General features: G+C 62.2%; 13 protein-coding genes and 1 pseudogene. 5 read left to right on the top strand and 9 right to left on the bottom strand.

Annotated elements, in window-relative coordinates; genetic code table 11:
* Nucleotides 1-19: 19 nt before the first annotated feature.
* Nucleotides 20-1,459, bottom strand: a complete 1,440-nt coding sequence (locus tag BB029_RS11050) for a di-heme oxidoredictase family protein (RefSeq protein WP_065939199.1) — start codon at nucleotides 1,457-1,459, stop codon at nucleotides 20-22.
* Nucleotides 1,460-1,599: 140 nt separating this feature from the next.
* Here BB029_RS11050 and BB029_RS11045 point away from each other — a divergent pair, with 140 nt between their 5' ends.
* The gene (locus BB029_RS11045) at nucleotides 1,600-2,163 is read left to right on the top strand and encodes an NAD(P)H nitroreductase (protein WP_027605490.1); all 564 of its coding nucleotides are present in this window, start codon (nucleotides 1,600-1,602) and stop codon (nucleotides 2,161-2,163) included.
* A gap of 125 nt (nucleotides 2,164-2,288) precedes the next feature.
* Here BB029_RS11045 and BB029_RS34165 read toward each other — a convergent pair whose 3' ends face one another.
* The 8 genes and pseudogenes from BB029_RS34165 to gap form a co-directional block, all read right to left on the bottom strand.
* Nucleotides 2,289-3,044: a methyl-accepting chemotaxis protein gene (locus BB029_RS34165; protein ID WP_371263365.1), complete on the bottom strand. Its 756-nt coding sequence runs from the start codon at nucleotides 3,042-3,044 to the stop codon at nucleotides 2,289-2,291.
* A gap of 102 nt (nucleotides 3,045-3,146) precedes the next feature.
* Nucleotides 3,147-4,154 (bottom strand): annotated as a pseudogene (locus tag BB029_RS34160) (HAMP domain-containing protein); the annotation flags it as partial.
* A 412-nt stretch (nucleotides 4,155-4,566) separates the two neighbouring features.
* Nucleotides 4,567-4,968 carry a YbaN family protein gene (locus BB029_RS11035; protein ID WP_027605492.1) on the bottom strand — a complete coding sequence of 134 codons (402 nt, stop codon included), beginning with the start codon at nucleotides 4,966-4,968 and terminating at the stop codon, nucleotides 4,567-4,569.
* A gap of 168 nt (nucleotides 4,969-5,136) precedes the next feature.
* A complete protein-coding gene (locus tag BB029_RS11030; RefSeq protein WP_065939197.1) occupies nucleotides 5,137-5,745 on the bottom strand; it encodes a biliverdin-producing heme oxygenase in 609 nt (202 codons plus the stop codon).
* Between the two features lie 136 nt (nucleotides 5,746-5,881).
* Nucleotides 5,882-8,446 carry a TonB-dependent receptor gene (locus tag BB029_RS11025; RefSeq protein WP_065939196.1) on the bottom strand — a complete coding sequence of 855 codons (2,565 nt, stop codon included), beginning with the start codon at nucleotides 8,444-8,446 and terminating at the stop codon, nucleotides 5,882-5,884.
* A 119-nt stretch (nucleotides 8,447-8,565) separates the two neighbouring features.
* Entirely contained in the window at nucleotides 8,566-9,534 is a 969-nt protein-coding gene (locus tag BB029_RS11020) for a FecR domain-containing protein (RefSeq protein ID WP_065939195.1), read from the bottom strand.
* Nucleotides 9,535-9,608: 74 nt separating this feature from the next.
* Nucleotides 9,609-10,127, bottom strand: a complete 519-nt coding sequence (locus BB029_RS11015; protein WP_065939194.1) for an RNA polymerase sigma factor — start codon at nucleotides 10,125-10,127, stop codon at nucleotides 9,609-9,611.
* Nucleotides 10,128-10,257: 130 nt separating this feature from the next.
* Nucleotides 10,258-11,259, bottom strand: a complete 1,002-nt coding sequence (gap, locus tag BB029_RS11010) for a type I glyceraldehyde-3-phosphate dehydrogenase (protein ID WP_065939193.1) — start codon at nucleotides 11,257-11,259, stop codon at nucleotides 10,258-10,260.
* A 221-nt stretch (nucleotides 11,260-11,480) separates the two neighbouring features.
* Here gap and edd point away from each other — a divergent pair, with 221 nt between their 5' ends.
* From edd to BB029_RS10990, 4 genes are read left to right on the top strand one after another with little or no spacing between them, the layout of a single operon-like run.
* Nucleotides 11,481-13,307, top strand: a complete 1,827-nt coding sequence (gene edd, locus BB029_RS11005; RefSeq protein WP_027605498.1) for a phosphogluconate dehydratase — start codon at nucleotides 11,481-11,483, stop codon at nucleotides 13,305-13,307.
* On the top strand, nucleotides 13,304-14,260 hold the full coding sequence (locus tag BB029_RS11000; RefSeq protein WP_065939192.1) for a glucokinase: 957 nt from the start codon (nucleotides 13,304-13,306) through the stop codon (nucleotides 14,258-14,260). The genes edd and BB029_RS11000 overlap by 4 nt, the downstream gene beginning before the upstream one ends.
* Nucleotides 14,261-14,292: 32 nt before the next feature.
* The gene (locus BB029_RS10995) at nucleotides 14,293-15,027 is read left to right on the top strand and encodes a response regulator (protein ID WP_024077192.1); all 735 of its coding nucleotides are present in this window, start codon (nucleotides 14,293-14,295) and stop codon (nucleotides 15,025-15,027) included.
* Nucleotides 15,017-16,486 (top strand): ATP-binding protein, encoded by a 1,470-nt coding sequence (locus tag BB029_RS10990; RefSeq protein ID WP_027605500.1) that lies wholly within the window; start codon nucleotides 15,017-15,019, stop codon nucleotides 16,484-16,486. Before BB029_RS10995 ends, BB029_RS10990 begins: the two co-directional genes overlap by 11 nt.
* Nucleotides 16,487-16,496 lie beyond the last annotated feature (10 nt).

Genomic DNA, 16,496 nt, shown 5'->3' with positions numbered 1-16,496 from the left:
TCTGTAATTGGGGCGAAGCTTATAAAGAATTCAGGAACGCCAGCAACGCAGCACGCTGCTCGGCATTGAAGGACAACACATGCTGCTGCGCCGCTTGTGCTTCGCCGCCGTGCCACAGCACGGCTTCGAGCAGGTTGCGGGCGCGGCCGTCATGCAGGAACTGGGTATGGCCACTGACGGTCTGCGTCAGGCCGATGCCCCACAACGGCGGCGTGCGCCAGTCGCGGCCACCGGCCTTGAATTCCGTGCGGTTGTCGGCCAGGCCTGGGCCCATGTCGTGCAACAGCAGGTCGCTGTAGGGGCGAATCACCTGGTTGGCCAACTCGGGTTCGGCGGCATTCGCAGCGGTGGTGAATGTCGGTTTATGGCAACCCTGACAACCGGCCTGGTAGAACAGGTTTTTCCCGGCCAGCACCTGCGGCGTGTCGACGTCGCGGCGCACGGGCACTGCCAGGTTGCGCGTATAGAACAGCACCAGGCGCAGGATGTTATCGCTGACTTCCGGCTCGCCATCGGGGCCATTGCCGTTGGGTGCCTGTTTGCAGGCGACTTGGGCGTCGGTGCAGTCATCGAAGGGTCTCAGGGAGGTGGTGAGGCCCATATCACCAGAGAACGCGTGAACATTTTGTTGATTGAGGTTGGGTTGCCCGGCTTTCCAGCCAAAACGCCCGAGTACGGTTTTTTGCTCGGCGTCATCCCAGACCCGATTCGCGCGGCCGACGAGGGCTTCCTTGTCGGCGGTCTGCGGGTCGGTATTGCGCAGGATGTCCGCGTCGCTGATGGCTTCGAGCAGGCCCAGGCCGATCATCGGTGGGGCGATGCGTGCGGAGAAGCGTGTATCTGGATGCATCGGGCCATAGCCGAGCTGGGTGATTTGCAGGTCGGGCTTGCGCAGCTCGACGACGGTGCCGTCCTTGAAGGTGACGTTGACCGGCGTGTAGTCGACGCGCACCTTGCCTTCCGGCGGCACGCCGGGCACCGCCATGTCTTGCAGTTGCCCGCCGTAGACGGGCTCCGGTACCACCCCGATTTGCTCGATGAGCTTGGCGTAGGGCGGCTGGTCCTGGATAGACAGGGGAATCGACAGGCGCACCAGCATCGACACCGCATTGGCCGCGTCGGGCAGCGGCGGGTGGCCGCGGCCGTCCTTGATATGGCAGTTCTGGCAGGCGTTGGTATTGAACAGCGGGCCCAGGCCATCGCGGGCGGTGGTGGTGGACGGCGCGATCACCCAGGGGCTGCGAAAGAAGCTGTTGCCCACGCTGAAATCCAGGCGGCGGGTGGGCGACAGGTTGGCCGAGGGCAGGGAAAACGCATTCTGGTCGCGCTTGTTCACCGTCGTCGCGCCGCCCGCGCGCGCTTCACCCGGCTCGGCCTTGGTGAAGCGTGGGGCGTCGTCGCAGGCGGCCAGGCTCAAGGCCATCAACGCTGCGCACAGGCGAAAAAGCGAACGAAACATCGAGTTTCCCGGACCAAGGCTGAAAATAAGGTCGCAAAGTCTAACAGGGCGGGGCGGATTGAATAAGAGCAATTATCGTTTGGTGGCATCCCGATTCATTCCCGCTAGAATGACCGCACATTTTTTTCTGGAGGTGGCCAATGCAGGCTCTCGACGCTTTGCTCAACCGTGTTTCCGTGCCGCGTTTGCTGGAACCGGCACCGACCCAGGAGCAGCGCGATGTGCTGTTCGCCGCAGCCATGCGTGCGCCCGACCACGGCCAACTGCGCCCTTGGCGTTTCCTCACCGTGGAAGGTGCCGCCCGTGAGCAGATGGGCACGCTGTTGGCCGAAGCCGCTCGCCTGCAGGACGCCGATGCTCCCCAGGCTGTCATCGACAAGGCCCAGAACGGCCCGCTGCGGGCGCCGCTGGTGGTGGTGGTGATTGCCCGCCTGCAGGAACACTTCAAGGTGCCCAAGTCTGAACAACTGTTGGCAGCCGCCTGCGCGGCCCACGGTATTCTGCTGGCGGCCTATGCCCAGGGGATTGGTGCGGTGTGGCGCACGGGTGAACTGTCCTACTCGGCTCATGTCGCCAAAGGCCTGGGGCTGACGGCGGATGAGGAGGTGATTGGCTTCCTTTATTTGGGGACACCGCAGAACCCACCGCGTACGGCGCCGAAGGAAGATGTGGCGGCGTTTGTGCAGGCCTGGACGGGTCTCTAAGCAGTAGGCGGTCAAAAATGTGGGAGGGGGCTTGCCCCCGATTGCAGTGTGTCAGTCAACTCATCGGTAGCTGACACATCGCTATCGGGGGCAAGCCCCCTCCCACATGGGTCCCGTGGTGTTTCTTAAACCTTGAACTGATCCATGAGTTTCATCTGCTGGCTGGCCAACGCATTGAGCTGGCTGCTGATGGCCGCCGACTCGGTGGCCTGGCCAGTGAGGGTTTCGGTCACGGTGCGGATCGCCGAGACGTTGCGGTTGACCTCTTCGGCCACGGCGCTTTGCTGCTCGGCGGCGCTGGCGATTTGCAGGTTCATGTCGCTGATCACCGTCACGGCATCACTGATCTTGCCCAGGGCCTGCGCGGCTTGATGGATCTGCCCGGCGTTACTCTGGGCCTGGCTCTGGCTCGAGTGCATGGTTGCCACCACGCCACGGGTGCCGCTCTGGATGCGTTCGATCACCTGGCGGATTTCCTCCACCGAATCCTGTGTGCGCTTGGCCAGGTTGCGCACTTCGTCGGCCACTACCGCAAACCCTCGGCCGCTTTCCCCGGCGCGTGCGGCTTCGATCGCCGCGTTGAGCGCCAGCAGGTTGGTTTGCTCGGCAATGCTGCGGATCACCTCCAGGACTGAACCGATCTGTTCGCTGTTGACCGCCAGGGCTTCGACTTCGCCCACCGCCTTGCTGACTTCTTCGGCAAGGGTGGTGATGTCGCGGGTGCTCTGCTCGATGATCGACATGCCTTCACGGGCCGAGTGGTCGGCGCCGCGTGCCGCGCTGGCGGCATTGGAGGCGCTGTTGGCGACGTCATGGGCGGTGGCGCTCATTTCGTTGGACGCCGTGGCCACTTGGTCGATTTCGCGGAACTGCACCTGCATGCCTTCGCTGGTCTGGCGTGCGATGGCCGAGGACTGGTCAGCCGTGCCACGGGCTTCGGTGATGCTTTGCTTGATCTGCGCGATGGTCGGTTGCAGCTTGTCGAGGAAGCGGTTGAACCAGTTCACCAACTCGCCCAGTTCATCTTTCTTGGCATAGGCCAGGCGCTGGGTGAGATCGCCGTCGCCGCTGGCGATGTCCTTGAGCATGGCGGCGACGCTGTTGATCGGGCGGGTCACGCCGGTGGCGGTGAGCCAGATCAGCAGCAAGCCGAGCAGGCCGGCGGCGGCGCCGACCAGCAAGGCCTTGAGCGTGCCGCTGGCCTGGGCGTCGTCGAGTACCGCCTGCAGCTTGACGTTATCGGCCAGCATCACGCTTTTGGGCAGTTTGATCACCACGCCCCATGACTTGGCATCGGCGAGTGGCTTGACCGGGTACACGGCGCGAATAGTGTCGCCCTGTTCGCGGATCATGCGGTTGTCACTGGCCAGCAATTGCACGATTTCCTTGCCTTCGGCGCCAAGGGTGTCGATCAGGTTCTTGCCGACCTTGTCCGGTTCGCCGCTGTAGGCGGCAATCAGGCCGGTGCTGGAAAGAATCTCCAGGTGCGCCGCGCCGTTGAACAGGTCTTTCTGTGCGGCGTCGGTGGTGGCTTGCAGGGCGGTGAGGGCAATGTCCACACCGATGACGCCGATGAGTTTGCCGTCGACGATCAGCGGCGAAGCGATGGTGGTCATCAGCACCTTTTTGCCGCCCACCGTATCTTCATATGGGTCCAGCAGGCAGGTAGTGCGGGTGTCCCGTGGGCAGGTGTACCAGATGTTGTAGGGCGTACCGTTGAGGGTGAGGGTGGTCTTGTTCAGGTCCTCTTCGACCATGACGGTGTTCAAGCCTACGCCGCCGGCACGGCTCCAATAACTGGAGAAGCGCCCTTTTTCGTTGGAGGCGCGCGCTTTGTCATCGACGAATTCGCTGTCCTTGCCATCCAGGCTGTTGGGTTCGAACGACAGCCAGAAACCCAGCACTTTGCTGTTGCGATCGAACGTGGTTTTCAGGCTCTGGTTGATTTCTTCGCGCAGCGCGCCGGCGTCCAGGCCACGCTTGCTGGCCATGGTGCGCAGGTCCTTGACCTGGTCGGCCAGTGCGGTCAGCGCCAGCAGGCTGTCGCCGAAGGTTTTCTGCAGTTGCACTGCCTGTTCGGCGGCCCTGGCTTGCAGCAGTTGTTCCACGCCGTCGGTAAGCATGCGCGAGCTTGAGTCGCTGACCAACTGATCGTTCTGGTTGGTGTTGTAGATGTTGATGCCGACCACCAGCGCAATCACCCCCAACAGGCAGAGCCCGGACAGCAGCACGATTTTCAAGCGGATAGAGAGGGTGTCGAACATAGGTTCACTCACGAATGGGCATGTTGGAGGGCTCGCAGTGCAGGCCAAGTCCATTCAGCGCTATGTCTGAAACATCGGCGTAACAAATTAATTCATGAGAGGCAGGCGATGAGCGGTAGGAGAACGGCTACAGCCGGCGTCACACGGGCTGTGCGAGCCGTTCCGGGCGTGACCAGATCCACAGGTTGCCCAGGCTCATCCCGGCAATCGCCAGGTAGATCGGCCAGCCGTGGTCGAGCATCACCAGCATCAGGATGGCGCACAGCAGCATGCTCACGGTGGCGCTGACCTTGGCCCGACGCGCGATGATCCTGCCGTTGCGCCAGTTGAACAGGATCGGCCCGAACAGGCGGTGGTTTTCCAGCCAGGCACTGAGGCGCGGCGAGCTTTTGGTCGCGGCCCAGGCGGCCAGGAGGATGAACTCGGTGGTGGGCAAACCCGGCACCACAATCGCCACCAGCCCGATGCCCAGGCTGACGTAGGCCAGCAGGCCGAAGAGGATCTGTGCGATTTTCGAGGTGGATTGGGGTTTGCGGGTCATGGTGTGTGCAAAGTAGGGGATAACAAAAGAGTCGGCATTGAAATGCGGTTTAAATGTGGGAGGGGGCTTGCTCCCGATAGCGGTGCATCAGCCAACAAATAGGTACCTGACCCTCCGCCATCGGGGTGTAGCCCCCTCCCACAGTTGATTGCATTTCAATGTGGGCGATCAGGCCAGTTCAGGGGCGCTAGCGTACGCCTGTTCCAGCAACACGGTGAAGCGTACAAACGCATCCACCGCGCCTTTTTCCGCTGCGGCTTCTTCCTCGGCGCTCAATTGCAACGCATCCAGGGTGCGAGTGAAGCTTTTCCAGCCTTCGGCGCGACCACCGGCCGGCTCACCCAGGTGGCGGGCACCGAAGGTTTCGCTCAGGCCCAGGCCTACGGCGCGCTTGATCAGGAACGCCGCGCCCAGCTTGGAACCTTCGGACACGAACAACCAGCCCAGGGCCTCGGCCTTGCTTGGGTTCTTCAGCGCGCCGGGGACCGGTGCTGGCACTTCTGTATCCAGGTCAGCCAGGTCCAGCCTGGCGGCTTCGGCGCGGCAGCGTTCGGCCAGGTCAGGCACAATCTTGATCAGTTCGGCATCGTTGTACAGGGCCACCAGTTCCGACTGGAACAGGTACTGCGCCACTACGAAACGCGCGAAGTTGGCCTGGGTTTCAAACGGCGCGTGGGCCTTCACCAACGCGTCCAGCCTGGTGTGTGGCTCGTGGGTAATCTGGTTCAGGCGCTGGGAGCGCAGGCTTGGGCGTTCTGCGGTAGAAGAAGCGGTCATGAAAAAGTCCTTGAGAAGGGGGAGCGCCTTATGGCCCTTAAAGAGAGCTGTTATCAACTAGACGAACAAGAAGACGCGGCACAGTAAAAAATCCTCACCTCGTCATTGAAATGTCGACGAGGTGAGTCGGGCGTCGTCAGATGTCCCAGATCAGGTTGATCGCAACGTTGCGGCCCGGCTGGGTCAGGCGGTCGAGGTTGGCCGGTCCGGTCACCGCGGCTTCGCCGACACTGTCGTAGCTGCGTACGTCATCCCAGTTCCAGTACTTCTTGTCGGTGAGGTTGTAGAGGCCGCCGTTGATGGTCACGTCCTGGGTGACTTTGTAGAAGGCGGTCAGGTCGACAACACCGAAGCCCGGAGTCTTGAAGGGCCCGCTGGTGTCGCCGTCCGGCGCGTGGAAGGTACTGCTGTCGACGCGATCCTGTTTTTTCACCAGGGTCCAGCTCAACAGACCACCGTAGTTGTCCTGGTCGTAGCCCAGGCCAAACACGCCCTTGAGCGGGTTGACGCTGTTCAGCGGCTCGCCGTTATCGTCGTTACGACCGTAGGCATAGGAAACCGAACCCTGGGTGTAGAGGCCTTGCGGGGCGCCGAATGCATCCAGGTTCAGGCGCCCTTTGGCTTCGGCCCCCTTGATGGTGGCGCGCTTGATATTGATGGCCTGGAACTGTTCGACCGTGCCGCCGACGACGGCGTTGTCCTCATCGATAAAGTCGCGGTACTTGTTGTAAAACACGGCGATCTCAAAGGATCCCTCGTCAAATTTGCCGCGAATCCCGGTCTCGATGCCCTTGCTGGTTTCTGGCTTGAGGTCGGGGTTGGGCTCGACGGTGTAGCCCAGGTTGAGGTTTTCAAAGCGGCCGTACAACGCCTTGGCGGAGGGCGTACGGAAACCTTCGGCATATTGGCCGAACCAGGTGTATTGATCCGTGAGGGCGTAAGTCAGGCCGAACTTGGGCGTCACACGGTGCCAGGTTTTTTCCTTGTCGCTCACCGGGTCCGTCCCCGTCGGGTTGACGGTGTTGAGGAACTCCTGGGTCAGCTTGGGTTTGAGCTGGGTGTAGTCGTAGCGCACGGCGGGCAAAAAGGTCCATTTGTCCCAGCTGATCTGGTCCTGTGCGAACAGTGAATACGTGTTGATGGTTGGGTCGGGGAAGTCGCTGGACTTCTTCACGCTGTCAGTGGCAATCGGGCTGGGCGCGCCGATGGCGGTGCAGCCACTGCCGACGGCCACACAGGTCGCGCCGCCCTCGCGCGAGCCGGTGACTTTCTGCTGCTTGAGGGTAGTGCCGTAGGTCACTTGGTGATCGGTTTCACCGAGGCTGAAGGCTTTGTCCAACTGAGCATCGAAAATCCACTGTTTTTCCTGGTACAGCGTGTCGCGGGTACGCAGGACACGACGACCTGACTGATAGATCTCGGCAGTGGTCTGGTCGGTCTTGGCGATCTGGTAGTTGAGGCTGGTCTTGATCCGGTCGGCAATCGGCGACTCAAGGGCGAAGCTGTTTTCCAGGCCGAAACGTTCGCGGGTAATGGTGTCGTTACCACGGCGATCACGGTAGAGGTTGAAGCCTCGGCCGCCGATGAACGGGCCGCCCACCGCGTTCTTCAGGTTGACGTCGCGATCATCCTTGTACTTCTCATAGGTCAGGCCCAAGCGGTTGTCATCGCCATAGTTCCAGCCGAGCTTGGCCAGGATGTTGGTGGTGCGCGCGTCCTCGGGGTTGGCGCCGGTACGGGCCAGGCCGGTGGCGTTGTTGCCGTCGTAGGATTCGGTCTCATGGCCATTGCGCTGGCTCAGGTGCAGCAAGCCATCGAAGTCCTGCACGCGGCCGGCGACGGTGCCGGAGGTCAGCCAGCTTTCGTCGGCGGAACTGTAGCCGGTCTTCAGGCGTGCGCCGACGTCCTGGCCGGGCTTGATGATGTCGTCCGGGTCGAGGGTGAAGTAACTCACGGCGCCGCCGATGGCGCTGCTGCCGTAGAGGGCCGAGGCCGGGCCGCGCAGGATCTCGACGCGCTTGACGATCTCCGGGTCGACGTAGTTGCGGCGGGTTTTGGCGTAGGGGCCGTTGAAGAAGTTGTCGGGCACTTCCACACCGTCCACCTGGGTGAGGATGCGGTCGCCGTCGATCCCGCGGATGTTGAACCCGGCATTGCCGGCACGGGTGCCTGCGCCGCCGACCGAGACGCCGGGCTCGTAGCGCACCAGCTCACGGATGGTGTTGACGTTCTGGCGGTCCAGTTCTTCGCGATCATGCACGCTGACGGTGCTCGGTACGCTGTTCACATCCTGCGCGTTACGGGTGGCGCTGATGGTCACCTGTTGCAGGTTGAGGGTGCTGCCCGCCGTGCGCTTTTCCAGGACGATGTTGTTATTGCCCAGCTTGCGGTAGCTCAGGTTGGTCCCCACCAACAGCCGGTCCAGGGCTTTCTCCGGCGACAGGGCGCCGCGCACTCCAGGGGACGACACACCCTGGCCCAGCTCGGCGGGCAGGCCGACTTGCCAGCCGGTCACGCTGGTAAAGGCGTTCAGCGCCGAAACCAGTGGCTGTTGCTCGATGCTGAAGCTGTAGTTGCCGTGGCTGCGGGCGGCAGGTTCGGCGGCAGTGGCGGCCATCACAGGCGAACCGGCCAGCAGGATGGCGGCGGTCAGCAAGGACAGCACGGGGGGGGAGGACCGGCGGTTGAAACGAGAGGACATCGAGAGCGCTCCGGAAGGTATACGAATCTTATAGTTGCGAACCGAACCAAATAGGAATCAGTTGCATTGGCTAAGACGAGACGTACCGCCGAAGGCTATCGAGTAAAAATAATTCTCATTTAGTTCAAAATCACCAGCGCGGGGTATTCCGACAACTTGGCGGACGTGATGTGGGCCAGCGAGCGCACTACGTCGAGGGGCTGGTCGAGGCGGTAATTGCCGGTGACGGCAACGCTGGCGAGCTTGTCGTTGGTGTTGACGATCCAGCCGGGGTAGTAACGACGCAGCTCGGCGAGCACTTCGCTCATCGGACAGTTTTCGAAAATCAGCCGGCCTTGCACCCAGGCCAGGTCCTTGCTGGCATCCAGCCTGGCCGGTTGGCCAAAGCCCTTGGGCCCGATGCGGATGCTTTCGCCGGCACTCAGGCGCACGCGGGCATCGTCGAAGGTGTTGCTCAGGTCGACATCGCCGCGCTGCACCTGCACCTGGGCTTCGCCGTTGAGGTAGCGCACGGCGAAGGCGGTATCACGCACGCTGGCGCGCACGGGGCCGGCGTCGATTTCCAGCGGCAGGCCATGGCCAGGCATGATTTCGAAAAAGGCTTCGCCCTGGTACAGGCGGACGATCCGCTGGTGGTCCTTGATGCTGCTGGAAAACGCCGAATTGGTGTTCAGCAACACTTTCGAGCCATCGTCCAATTGCAGGCGCTGGCGTTCGCCCACCACCGTGAGATGGTCGGCTTGCAGGCGTACCGGCAGGTTGCTGAAGCTGAACAGGCCGATCAACAGCACGGCGGCGGTGGCCAGCGGTTTCCAGTGCGGCCTGATCCGACGCCAGCCCCTGGGCTTGCGCGGCGCGGCCAGGGCGACGGCGGCGCTGTGCACCGGCGCGCCACCCCAGGCGGCCTGGGCCTTGCCGAAGGCGTGGACGTGGGCCGGGTCTTGGGCCAGCCAGGCTTCAAACTCGGCCTGCTGCCCGGGCGCTGGGCACTGCAAGGCGATCAGCCAATCGAGGGCCTGGTCCATAGCCGTGTCTTGCAACACCTCATGAGCCAGCTCATGGGGGCGCAGTTTATTCGGGTCCGTCACGGTGTTCCTCGGGTCTTCGCCACGTTTTATTCATCTTTCCTACAGCTTGGGTCGACAATTCTGTCGGCTGAAGCTTAAGGCCGATCCAGTCTTTCGGCCACACCTACACAAATGGCCATGATCAATTTCAGTTCCTTTTGCACGGTGCTCAAGGACACGTCCAACTGATCGGCGATCTCCTGGTAGCTGCAACCGTGCAGGCGGCTGAGGATGAAAATCTGCTGCTGGCGTGCGCTCAACTGGCCGAGGCTGATGCTCAGGTGTTCAAGCAATTGCTCGTCCTGGGTTGCGTCTTCGGGGGTGCTGATGGGGGCGGCGACGCTTTGCAGGATCTCCAGCGGTACATCTTCCTGCAGGGTGCGCGCTTGAATCCTGCGTGAACGCAAGTGATCCAGCGCCAGGTTACGTGCGGTCTGGTAGACGAAGGGTTCGAGGTGATCGATCGGCCGCTCGCTGAGGGCCCGGGTGACGCGCAGGTAGGTTTCCTGCAACAGGTCCTCGGCGGTGCTGTGGTTATTCACCATCCGCTGCAAGGTGCGTAGCAGAATCACCCGTTGGGTGAGAAAGACTTGGTTGAAGCGAGATTGGCTCACAGTGATACCAGACCGATTTGCAGTTAATGATAATGCTTATCATCAACTCAAATGGCAAGTGGCTATTTCTCTGTGTCTGCATAGAACAAATGTGGGAGGGGGCTTGTACTGCCCCTCCCACAGGACCGCGTTATTCGGCGTTGCACAACGCCAGGCAGTTATCCAGCATGCGGTTAGAGAAGCCCCACTCGTTGTCATACCAGGCCAGCACTTTCAGCAACTTGCCGCTGACCTTGGTGTGGTTGGCATCGAAGATCGACGACAGCGGGTTATGGTTGAAGTCACTGGAGACCAGCGGCAGGGTGTTATAGCCGAGGATCTTCGAGTGTTGGCTGGCTTCCTTGAGCAGTGCGTTGACTTCGTCGGCAGTGGCGTCTTTCTTCAACTGCACGGTGAGGTCCACCAGCGACACGTTGATCACCGGTACACGCACGGCCATGCCGGTCAGCTTGCCTGCCAGCTCCGGCAGCACCAGGCCCACCGCTTCGGCGGCGCCGGTCTTGCTTGGGATCATGTTCTGGGTGGCCGAACGCGCGCGGTACGGGTCGGTGTGGTAGACGTCGGTCAGGTTCTGGTCGTTGGTATAGGCATGAATCGTGGTCATCAAGCCGCTTTCGATACCCAATTCGCGGTGCAGCACCTGGGCGACCGGCGCCAGGCAGTTGGTGGTGCACGACGCGTTGGAGATGATCTGGTGGGATTGACGCAGGATGTCGTGGTTCACGCCGTAGACCACGGTCGCGTCCGCGCCTTTGGCCGGGGCGGAGATGATCACCTTGCGTGCGCCGGCGGTAATATGGGCGGCAGCCTTGTCACGGTCGGTGAACAGGCCGGTGCATTCGAACACCACGTCGACCTTGTGCGTCGCCCACGGCAGGTCGGCCGGGTTGCGAATGGCACTGACGGCAATCCGGTCACCATTGACGGTCAGGCTTTCCTGATCGTGGGCGACCTCTGCATCGAAAGTGCCGTGCACGGTGTCGTATTTGAGCAGGTGGGCGTTGATCGAGCTGTCGCCCAAATCATTGATGGCGACGATCTGCAAATCCTGGCGATAGCCTTGGGTATACAGTGCGCGCAGGACATTACGGCCGATACGGCCAAAACCATTGATTGCGATACGAAGAGTCATTGGAAAGTGCCTGTCGTCGATTTGTTGTAAGAATTACAAGATTATTCGCATAAAAATAGAAAACAAGCCTTTTTAGTGGCAATATTTTGTTCAATCTACAACGAGTGACCTGAATCAACTGGTCCGATGATCCAAACGACTCTCTGCCATCCCATGAGCTGCGGGCGTTTGATCAGCATAGACACTCAGGTCGCCACATCCGTTAGCCTGGAGTTCTACACATGCATCCCCGCGTCCTTGAGGTCACCGAACGGCTTATCGCCCGCAGCCGCGCCACTCGTGAGGCTTACCTTGCGCTCATTCGCGGCGCAGCCAGCGACGGTCCGATGCGCGGCAAGCTGCAATGCGCCAACTTCGCCCATGGCGTGGCCGGTTGCGGCACCGAAGATAAAAATAGCCTGCGCATGATGAACGCCGCCAACGTGGCAATTGTTTCGTCATATAACGACATGCTCTCGGCGCACCAGCCGTACGAACATTTCCCGGAACAAATAAAGAAAGCCCTACGCGAGGTCGGCTCGGTCGGCCAGTTCGCCGGCGGCACCCCGGCCATGTGCGACGGCGTGACCCAGGGCGAGCCCGGCATGGAGCTGAGCCTGCTCAGTCGTGAAGTCATCGCCATGTCCACGGCGGTAGCGCTGTCCCATAACATGTTCGACGCCGCGCTGATGCTGGGCATCTGCGACAAGATCGTGCCCGGCCTGATGATGGGCGCGCTGCGCTACGGCCACCTGCCGATGATCTTCGTACCGGGCGGGCCGATGCCGTCGGGCATCTCCAATAAGCAGAAGGCTGATGTGCGCCAGCGCTACGCCGAAGGCAAGGCCACTCGCGAAGAGCTGCTGGAATCGGAGATGAAGTCCTACCATAGCCCCGGCACCTGCACCTTCTACGGCACCGCCAACACCAATCAACTGCTGATGGAAGTGATGGGCCTGCATTTGCCGGGTGCCTCGTTCGTCAACCCGTACACGCCGCTGCGTGACGCCCTGACCCGCGAAGCCGCGCACCAGGTCACGCGCCTGACCAAGGCCAACGGCAACTTCACGCCGATCGGCGAGATCGTCGACGAGAAATCCATCGTCAATGCCATCGTTGCGCTCAATGCGACGGGCGGTTCCACCAACCACACCCTGCACATGCCGGCCATCGCCATGTCGGCGGGCATCATCCTCACCTGGGACGACATGGCCGACCTCTCCGAGGTGGTGCCGACTCTGTCCCACGTGTATCCAAACGGCAAGGCCGACATCAACCACTTCCAGGCAGCGGGCGGCATGTCGTTCCTGATCCGCGAGCTGCTTGAAGCCGGCCTGCTTCACGACGACGTCAACACTGTGGCGGGCAAGGGCCTGAGCCGTTATGTCCAGGAACCATTCCTGGTCGACGGCGAGCTGGTGTGGCGCGACGGCCCGATCGAAAGCCTCGACGAAACCATCCTGCGCCCGGTGGCGCGCGCGTTCTCGCCGGAAGGTGGCCTGCGTGTGATGGAAGGAAACCTCGGCCGCGGTGTCATGAAAGTCTCTGCCGTAGCCCCTGAGCATCAGATCGTCGAAGCGCCGGCGGTGGTGTTCCAGGACCAGCAGGACCTGGCCGATGCGTTCAAGGCCGGCCAGCTGGAAAAGGATTTTGTCGCCGTGATGCGCTTCCAGGGCCCGCGCTCCAACGGCATGCCGGAACTGCACAAGATGACGCCGTTCCTCGGCGTGCTGCAGGACCGTGGCTTCAAAGTCGCACTGGTGACAGACGGGCGTATGTCCGGCGCGTCGGGTAAGATCCCCGCCGCGATTCACGTCAACCCCGAAGCCCAGAGCGGCGGGCCACTGGCACGGGTCAAAGATGGCGATATCATTCGCGTGGATGGCGTGAAGGGCACCTTGGAGCTTAAGGTGGACGCCGAAGAATTTGCAGCGCGCACGCCTGCCACGGGCCTGTTGGGCAATAACGTGGGGGCCGGTCGCGAGCTGTTTGCATTTATGCGCTTGGCCGCAAGCTCCGCAGAGCAGGGCGCCAGCGCCTTTACCTGTGCCTTGGAGACGCTTAAGTGAAGCTAGCGCTGGTCGGTGACATCGGGGGTACCAACGCCCGTTTTGCGTTGTGGCGAGATCAGGCACTGCATTCGATCCGGGTGCATGCCACGGCGGATCACCAAAGCCCTGAGGACGCGATCAAGGTCTATCTCAAGGAAGAAGGCCTGCAAATCGGCGACATCGGTGCGGTGTGCCTGTCGGTCGCCGGGCCGGTGAGCGGGGATGAATTTAAATTCACCAACAATCACTGGCGCTTGAGCAAGACTGCGTTTTGCCAGGCCTTGCAGGTGGATGAGCTGTTGCTGGTCAATGACTTCTCGGCCATGGCCCTGGGCATGACTCGCCTCAAGCCCGACGAATTCCGCGTGGTCTGCGAAGGCACGCCGGAACCGTTGCGCCCGGCGGTGGTGATCGGTCCGGGCACCGGCCTGGGCGTCGGTACCCTGCTGGACCTCGGCGCAGGCCGCTTTGCGGCGTTGCCGGGGGAGGGTGGCCATGTCGACCTGCCCCTGAGCAGCCCACGGGAAACCCAGCTGTGGCAGCATATCTACACCGAGATCGGCCACGTCAGCGCAGAAACCGCCTTGAGCGGTGGCGGTCTGCCGCGTCTGTACCGTGCGATTTGCGCGGTCGATGGCCACACCCCGGTGCTCGACACCCCCGAAGCCATCACGGCAGCGGGCCTGGCGGGCGACCCGGTGGCCATGGAAGTGTTGGATCAATTCAGCATCTGGCTGGGACGGGTAGCCGGCAACAATGTGCTGACCACCGGTGGGCGCGGTGGTGTGTATATCGTGGGTGGGGTGATTCCGCGGTTTGCCGACTTCTTCATCCACAGCGGTTTTGCCAGGAGCTTCAGTGACAAAGGCTGCATGAGCGACTACTTCAAGGGCATCCCGGTGTGGCTGGTGACCGCGCCGTATTCCGGGTTGACCGGGGCGGGCGTCGCATTGGAGCAGGCGTTTGCCTGACCCGCACCCCCTATAACAACAAGGAGGACCCCGTGAGCGTAATCAGTAAATCGATTCTCCTCGTCGACGACGACCAGGAAATCCGCGAATTGCTGCAGACCTACCTCAGTCGCGCCGGTTTCCAGGTGCGTGGCGTGCCGGATGGCGCGGGGTTCCGCCAGGCGATGAACGAGGCGCCGTGCGACCTGGTCATCCTCGATGTGATGCTGCCGGACGAAGACGGTTTCAGCCTCTGCCGCTGGATTCGCCAGCACCCGCGCCAGGCGCAGGTGCCGATCATCATGCTCACCGCCAGTTCCGACGAAGCCGACCGCGTGATCGGCCTGGAACTGGGGGCCGACGACTATATCGGCAAGCCCTTCAGCCCCCGCGAGTTGCAGGCGCGGATCAAGGCCTTGCTGCGCCGCTGCCAGTTCGGCCAGGAGCGCAGCGGTAATGGCGATGTGCTGGTGTTCGATGAATGGCGCCTGGACATGATCAGCCATCGGCTGTTCCACGTGGATGGCGAAGAGGTGATCCTCTCCGGTGCCGACTTTGCCCTGCTCAAGCTGTTTCTCGATCACCCGCAGCAGATTCTCGACCGCGACACCATCGGCAATGCTACCCGTGGCCGCGACCTGATGCCGCTGGACCGGATCGTCGACATGGCTGTCAGCCGCCTGCGTCAACGCCTGCGCGACACCGAAAAACCCCCGAGGCTGATCCGCACCGTGCGCGGCAGCGGTTATCAACTGGCAGCCAGCGTGGTTGCCGGCAATGCCCACTGAGCCGCTGAGCGAACGCCGTCGCCGCTTCCCGGTACCGCGCTCGCTGCTGGGGCGCATGTTGCTGCTGACCTTGCTCGCGGTGCTGTTCGCCCAGGCGCTGTCCAGCGTGATCTGGGTCTCGCAGTTGCGCGCCACCCAGCTCGAAGGCCTGGTCACCAGCGCCCGTAGCCTGGCGCACTCGATGACTGCCAGCGTGAGTTATTTCCGTTCGTTGCCGGTGGCCTATCGGCCGTTGGTCCTTGACCAGCTGCGCAGCATGGGCGGCACCCGTTTTGTCGTGACCCTGAATGATCGGCCCCTCGACATGCAAGTGTTGCCGCAAACCCCGCGCAAGCAGGCGGTGCTGGTGGCCGTGGATGAAGTCCTGCGCCAGACCCTGGGCGCCGACGTGCCTATCTCGGTGGAGTTCGTCAGCGCCGAAGACCTGCGCATCTTCAACGCCGGCTTGAAACTGGATGAGTTGCCGCGTTCCTGGGCGCATTACGCGCTGACCCTGGAGCCGGTCAACCCGCCGGTATTGGTGACCCAGATCGAACTCGCCCCCGGCGAATGGTTGTACATCGCTTCGCTGTTGCCCGAGCCCTACACCAGCCTGGAAGAACAGGGCCTGCCGTCCCAGCAGGTGTGGTTTATCGTGCTGACCAGCGGCTTTTTGCTGCTGTTCATCGGCCTGCTGGTGCACTGGCAAAGCCGGCCGCTCAAGCGCCTGGCGCGGGCGGCGCGTGACATGTCCCTGGGCGCCGATGTGGAGCCGGTGGCTGAAGGCGGCGGCAGTGAAGTGGTGGAAGTGGGCCGCGCGTTCAATGCCATGCGCGAACGCATCAGCCGTTACCTCACGGAGCGCAGCCAGTTGTTCAGCGCGATTTCCCACGACCTGCGCACACCGATTACCCGCCTGCGCCTGCGCGTGGAATTGCTCGAAGACGAGAACCTGCAAACCAAGTTCGGCCGTGACCTGGATGAGTTGGAGTTGCTGGTCAAAGGCGCGCTGCAATGTGTGAAAGACACCGATATCCACGAGAACATCCAGCCGGTCGACCTCAACCATGTGCTCGAATGCCTGGTGGAGCCTTATGTGGCCCCCAACGGCAACGGCCGGGTCACCCTGGACGGCGCAGCGGTGGCGGCGTACCCGGGCAAGCCGCTGGCGCTCAAGCGCTGCATCGGCAACCTGATCGACAATGCCTTGAAGTACGGGCAGAACGCCCATTTGCGTATTGAGGACGATGGCGCGGAGTTCATCCTGCACGTCGACGACGAAGGCCCTGGCGTGCCGGAACAGCGCCTGGAACAGGTCTTCGAACCGCATTTTCGCCTGGCCGGCCAGCAGCAGGGTTACGGTTTGGGCTTGGGGATTGCGCGCAATATTGCCCATAGCCATGGCGGTGAAGTGAGTTTGCAGAATTTGCGTGAGGGCGGCTTGCGGGTGACGTTGCAACTGCCCCGGACCCTGGACTGAAAAACACGGT

Origin of the sequence: Pseudomonas sp. S3E12, from assembly GCF_001702295.1 — a bacterium.
GTDB classification, from domain to species: domain Bacteria; phylum Pseudomonadota; class Gammaproteobacteria; order Pseudomonadales; family Pseudomonadaceae; genus Aquipseudomonas; species Aquipseudomonas marginalis.
The sequence above is the reverse complement of the archived record's forward strand: the minus strand, read 5'-3'. Positions and strand labels throughout refer to the sequence as shown.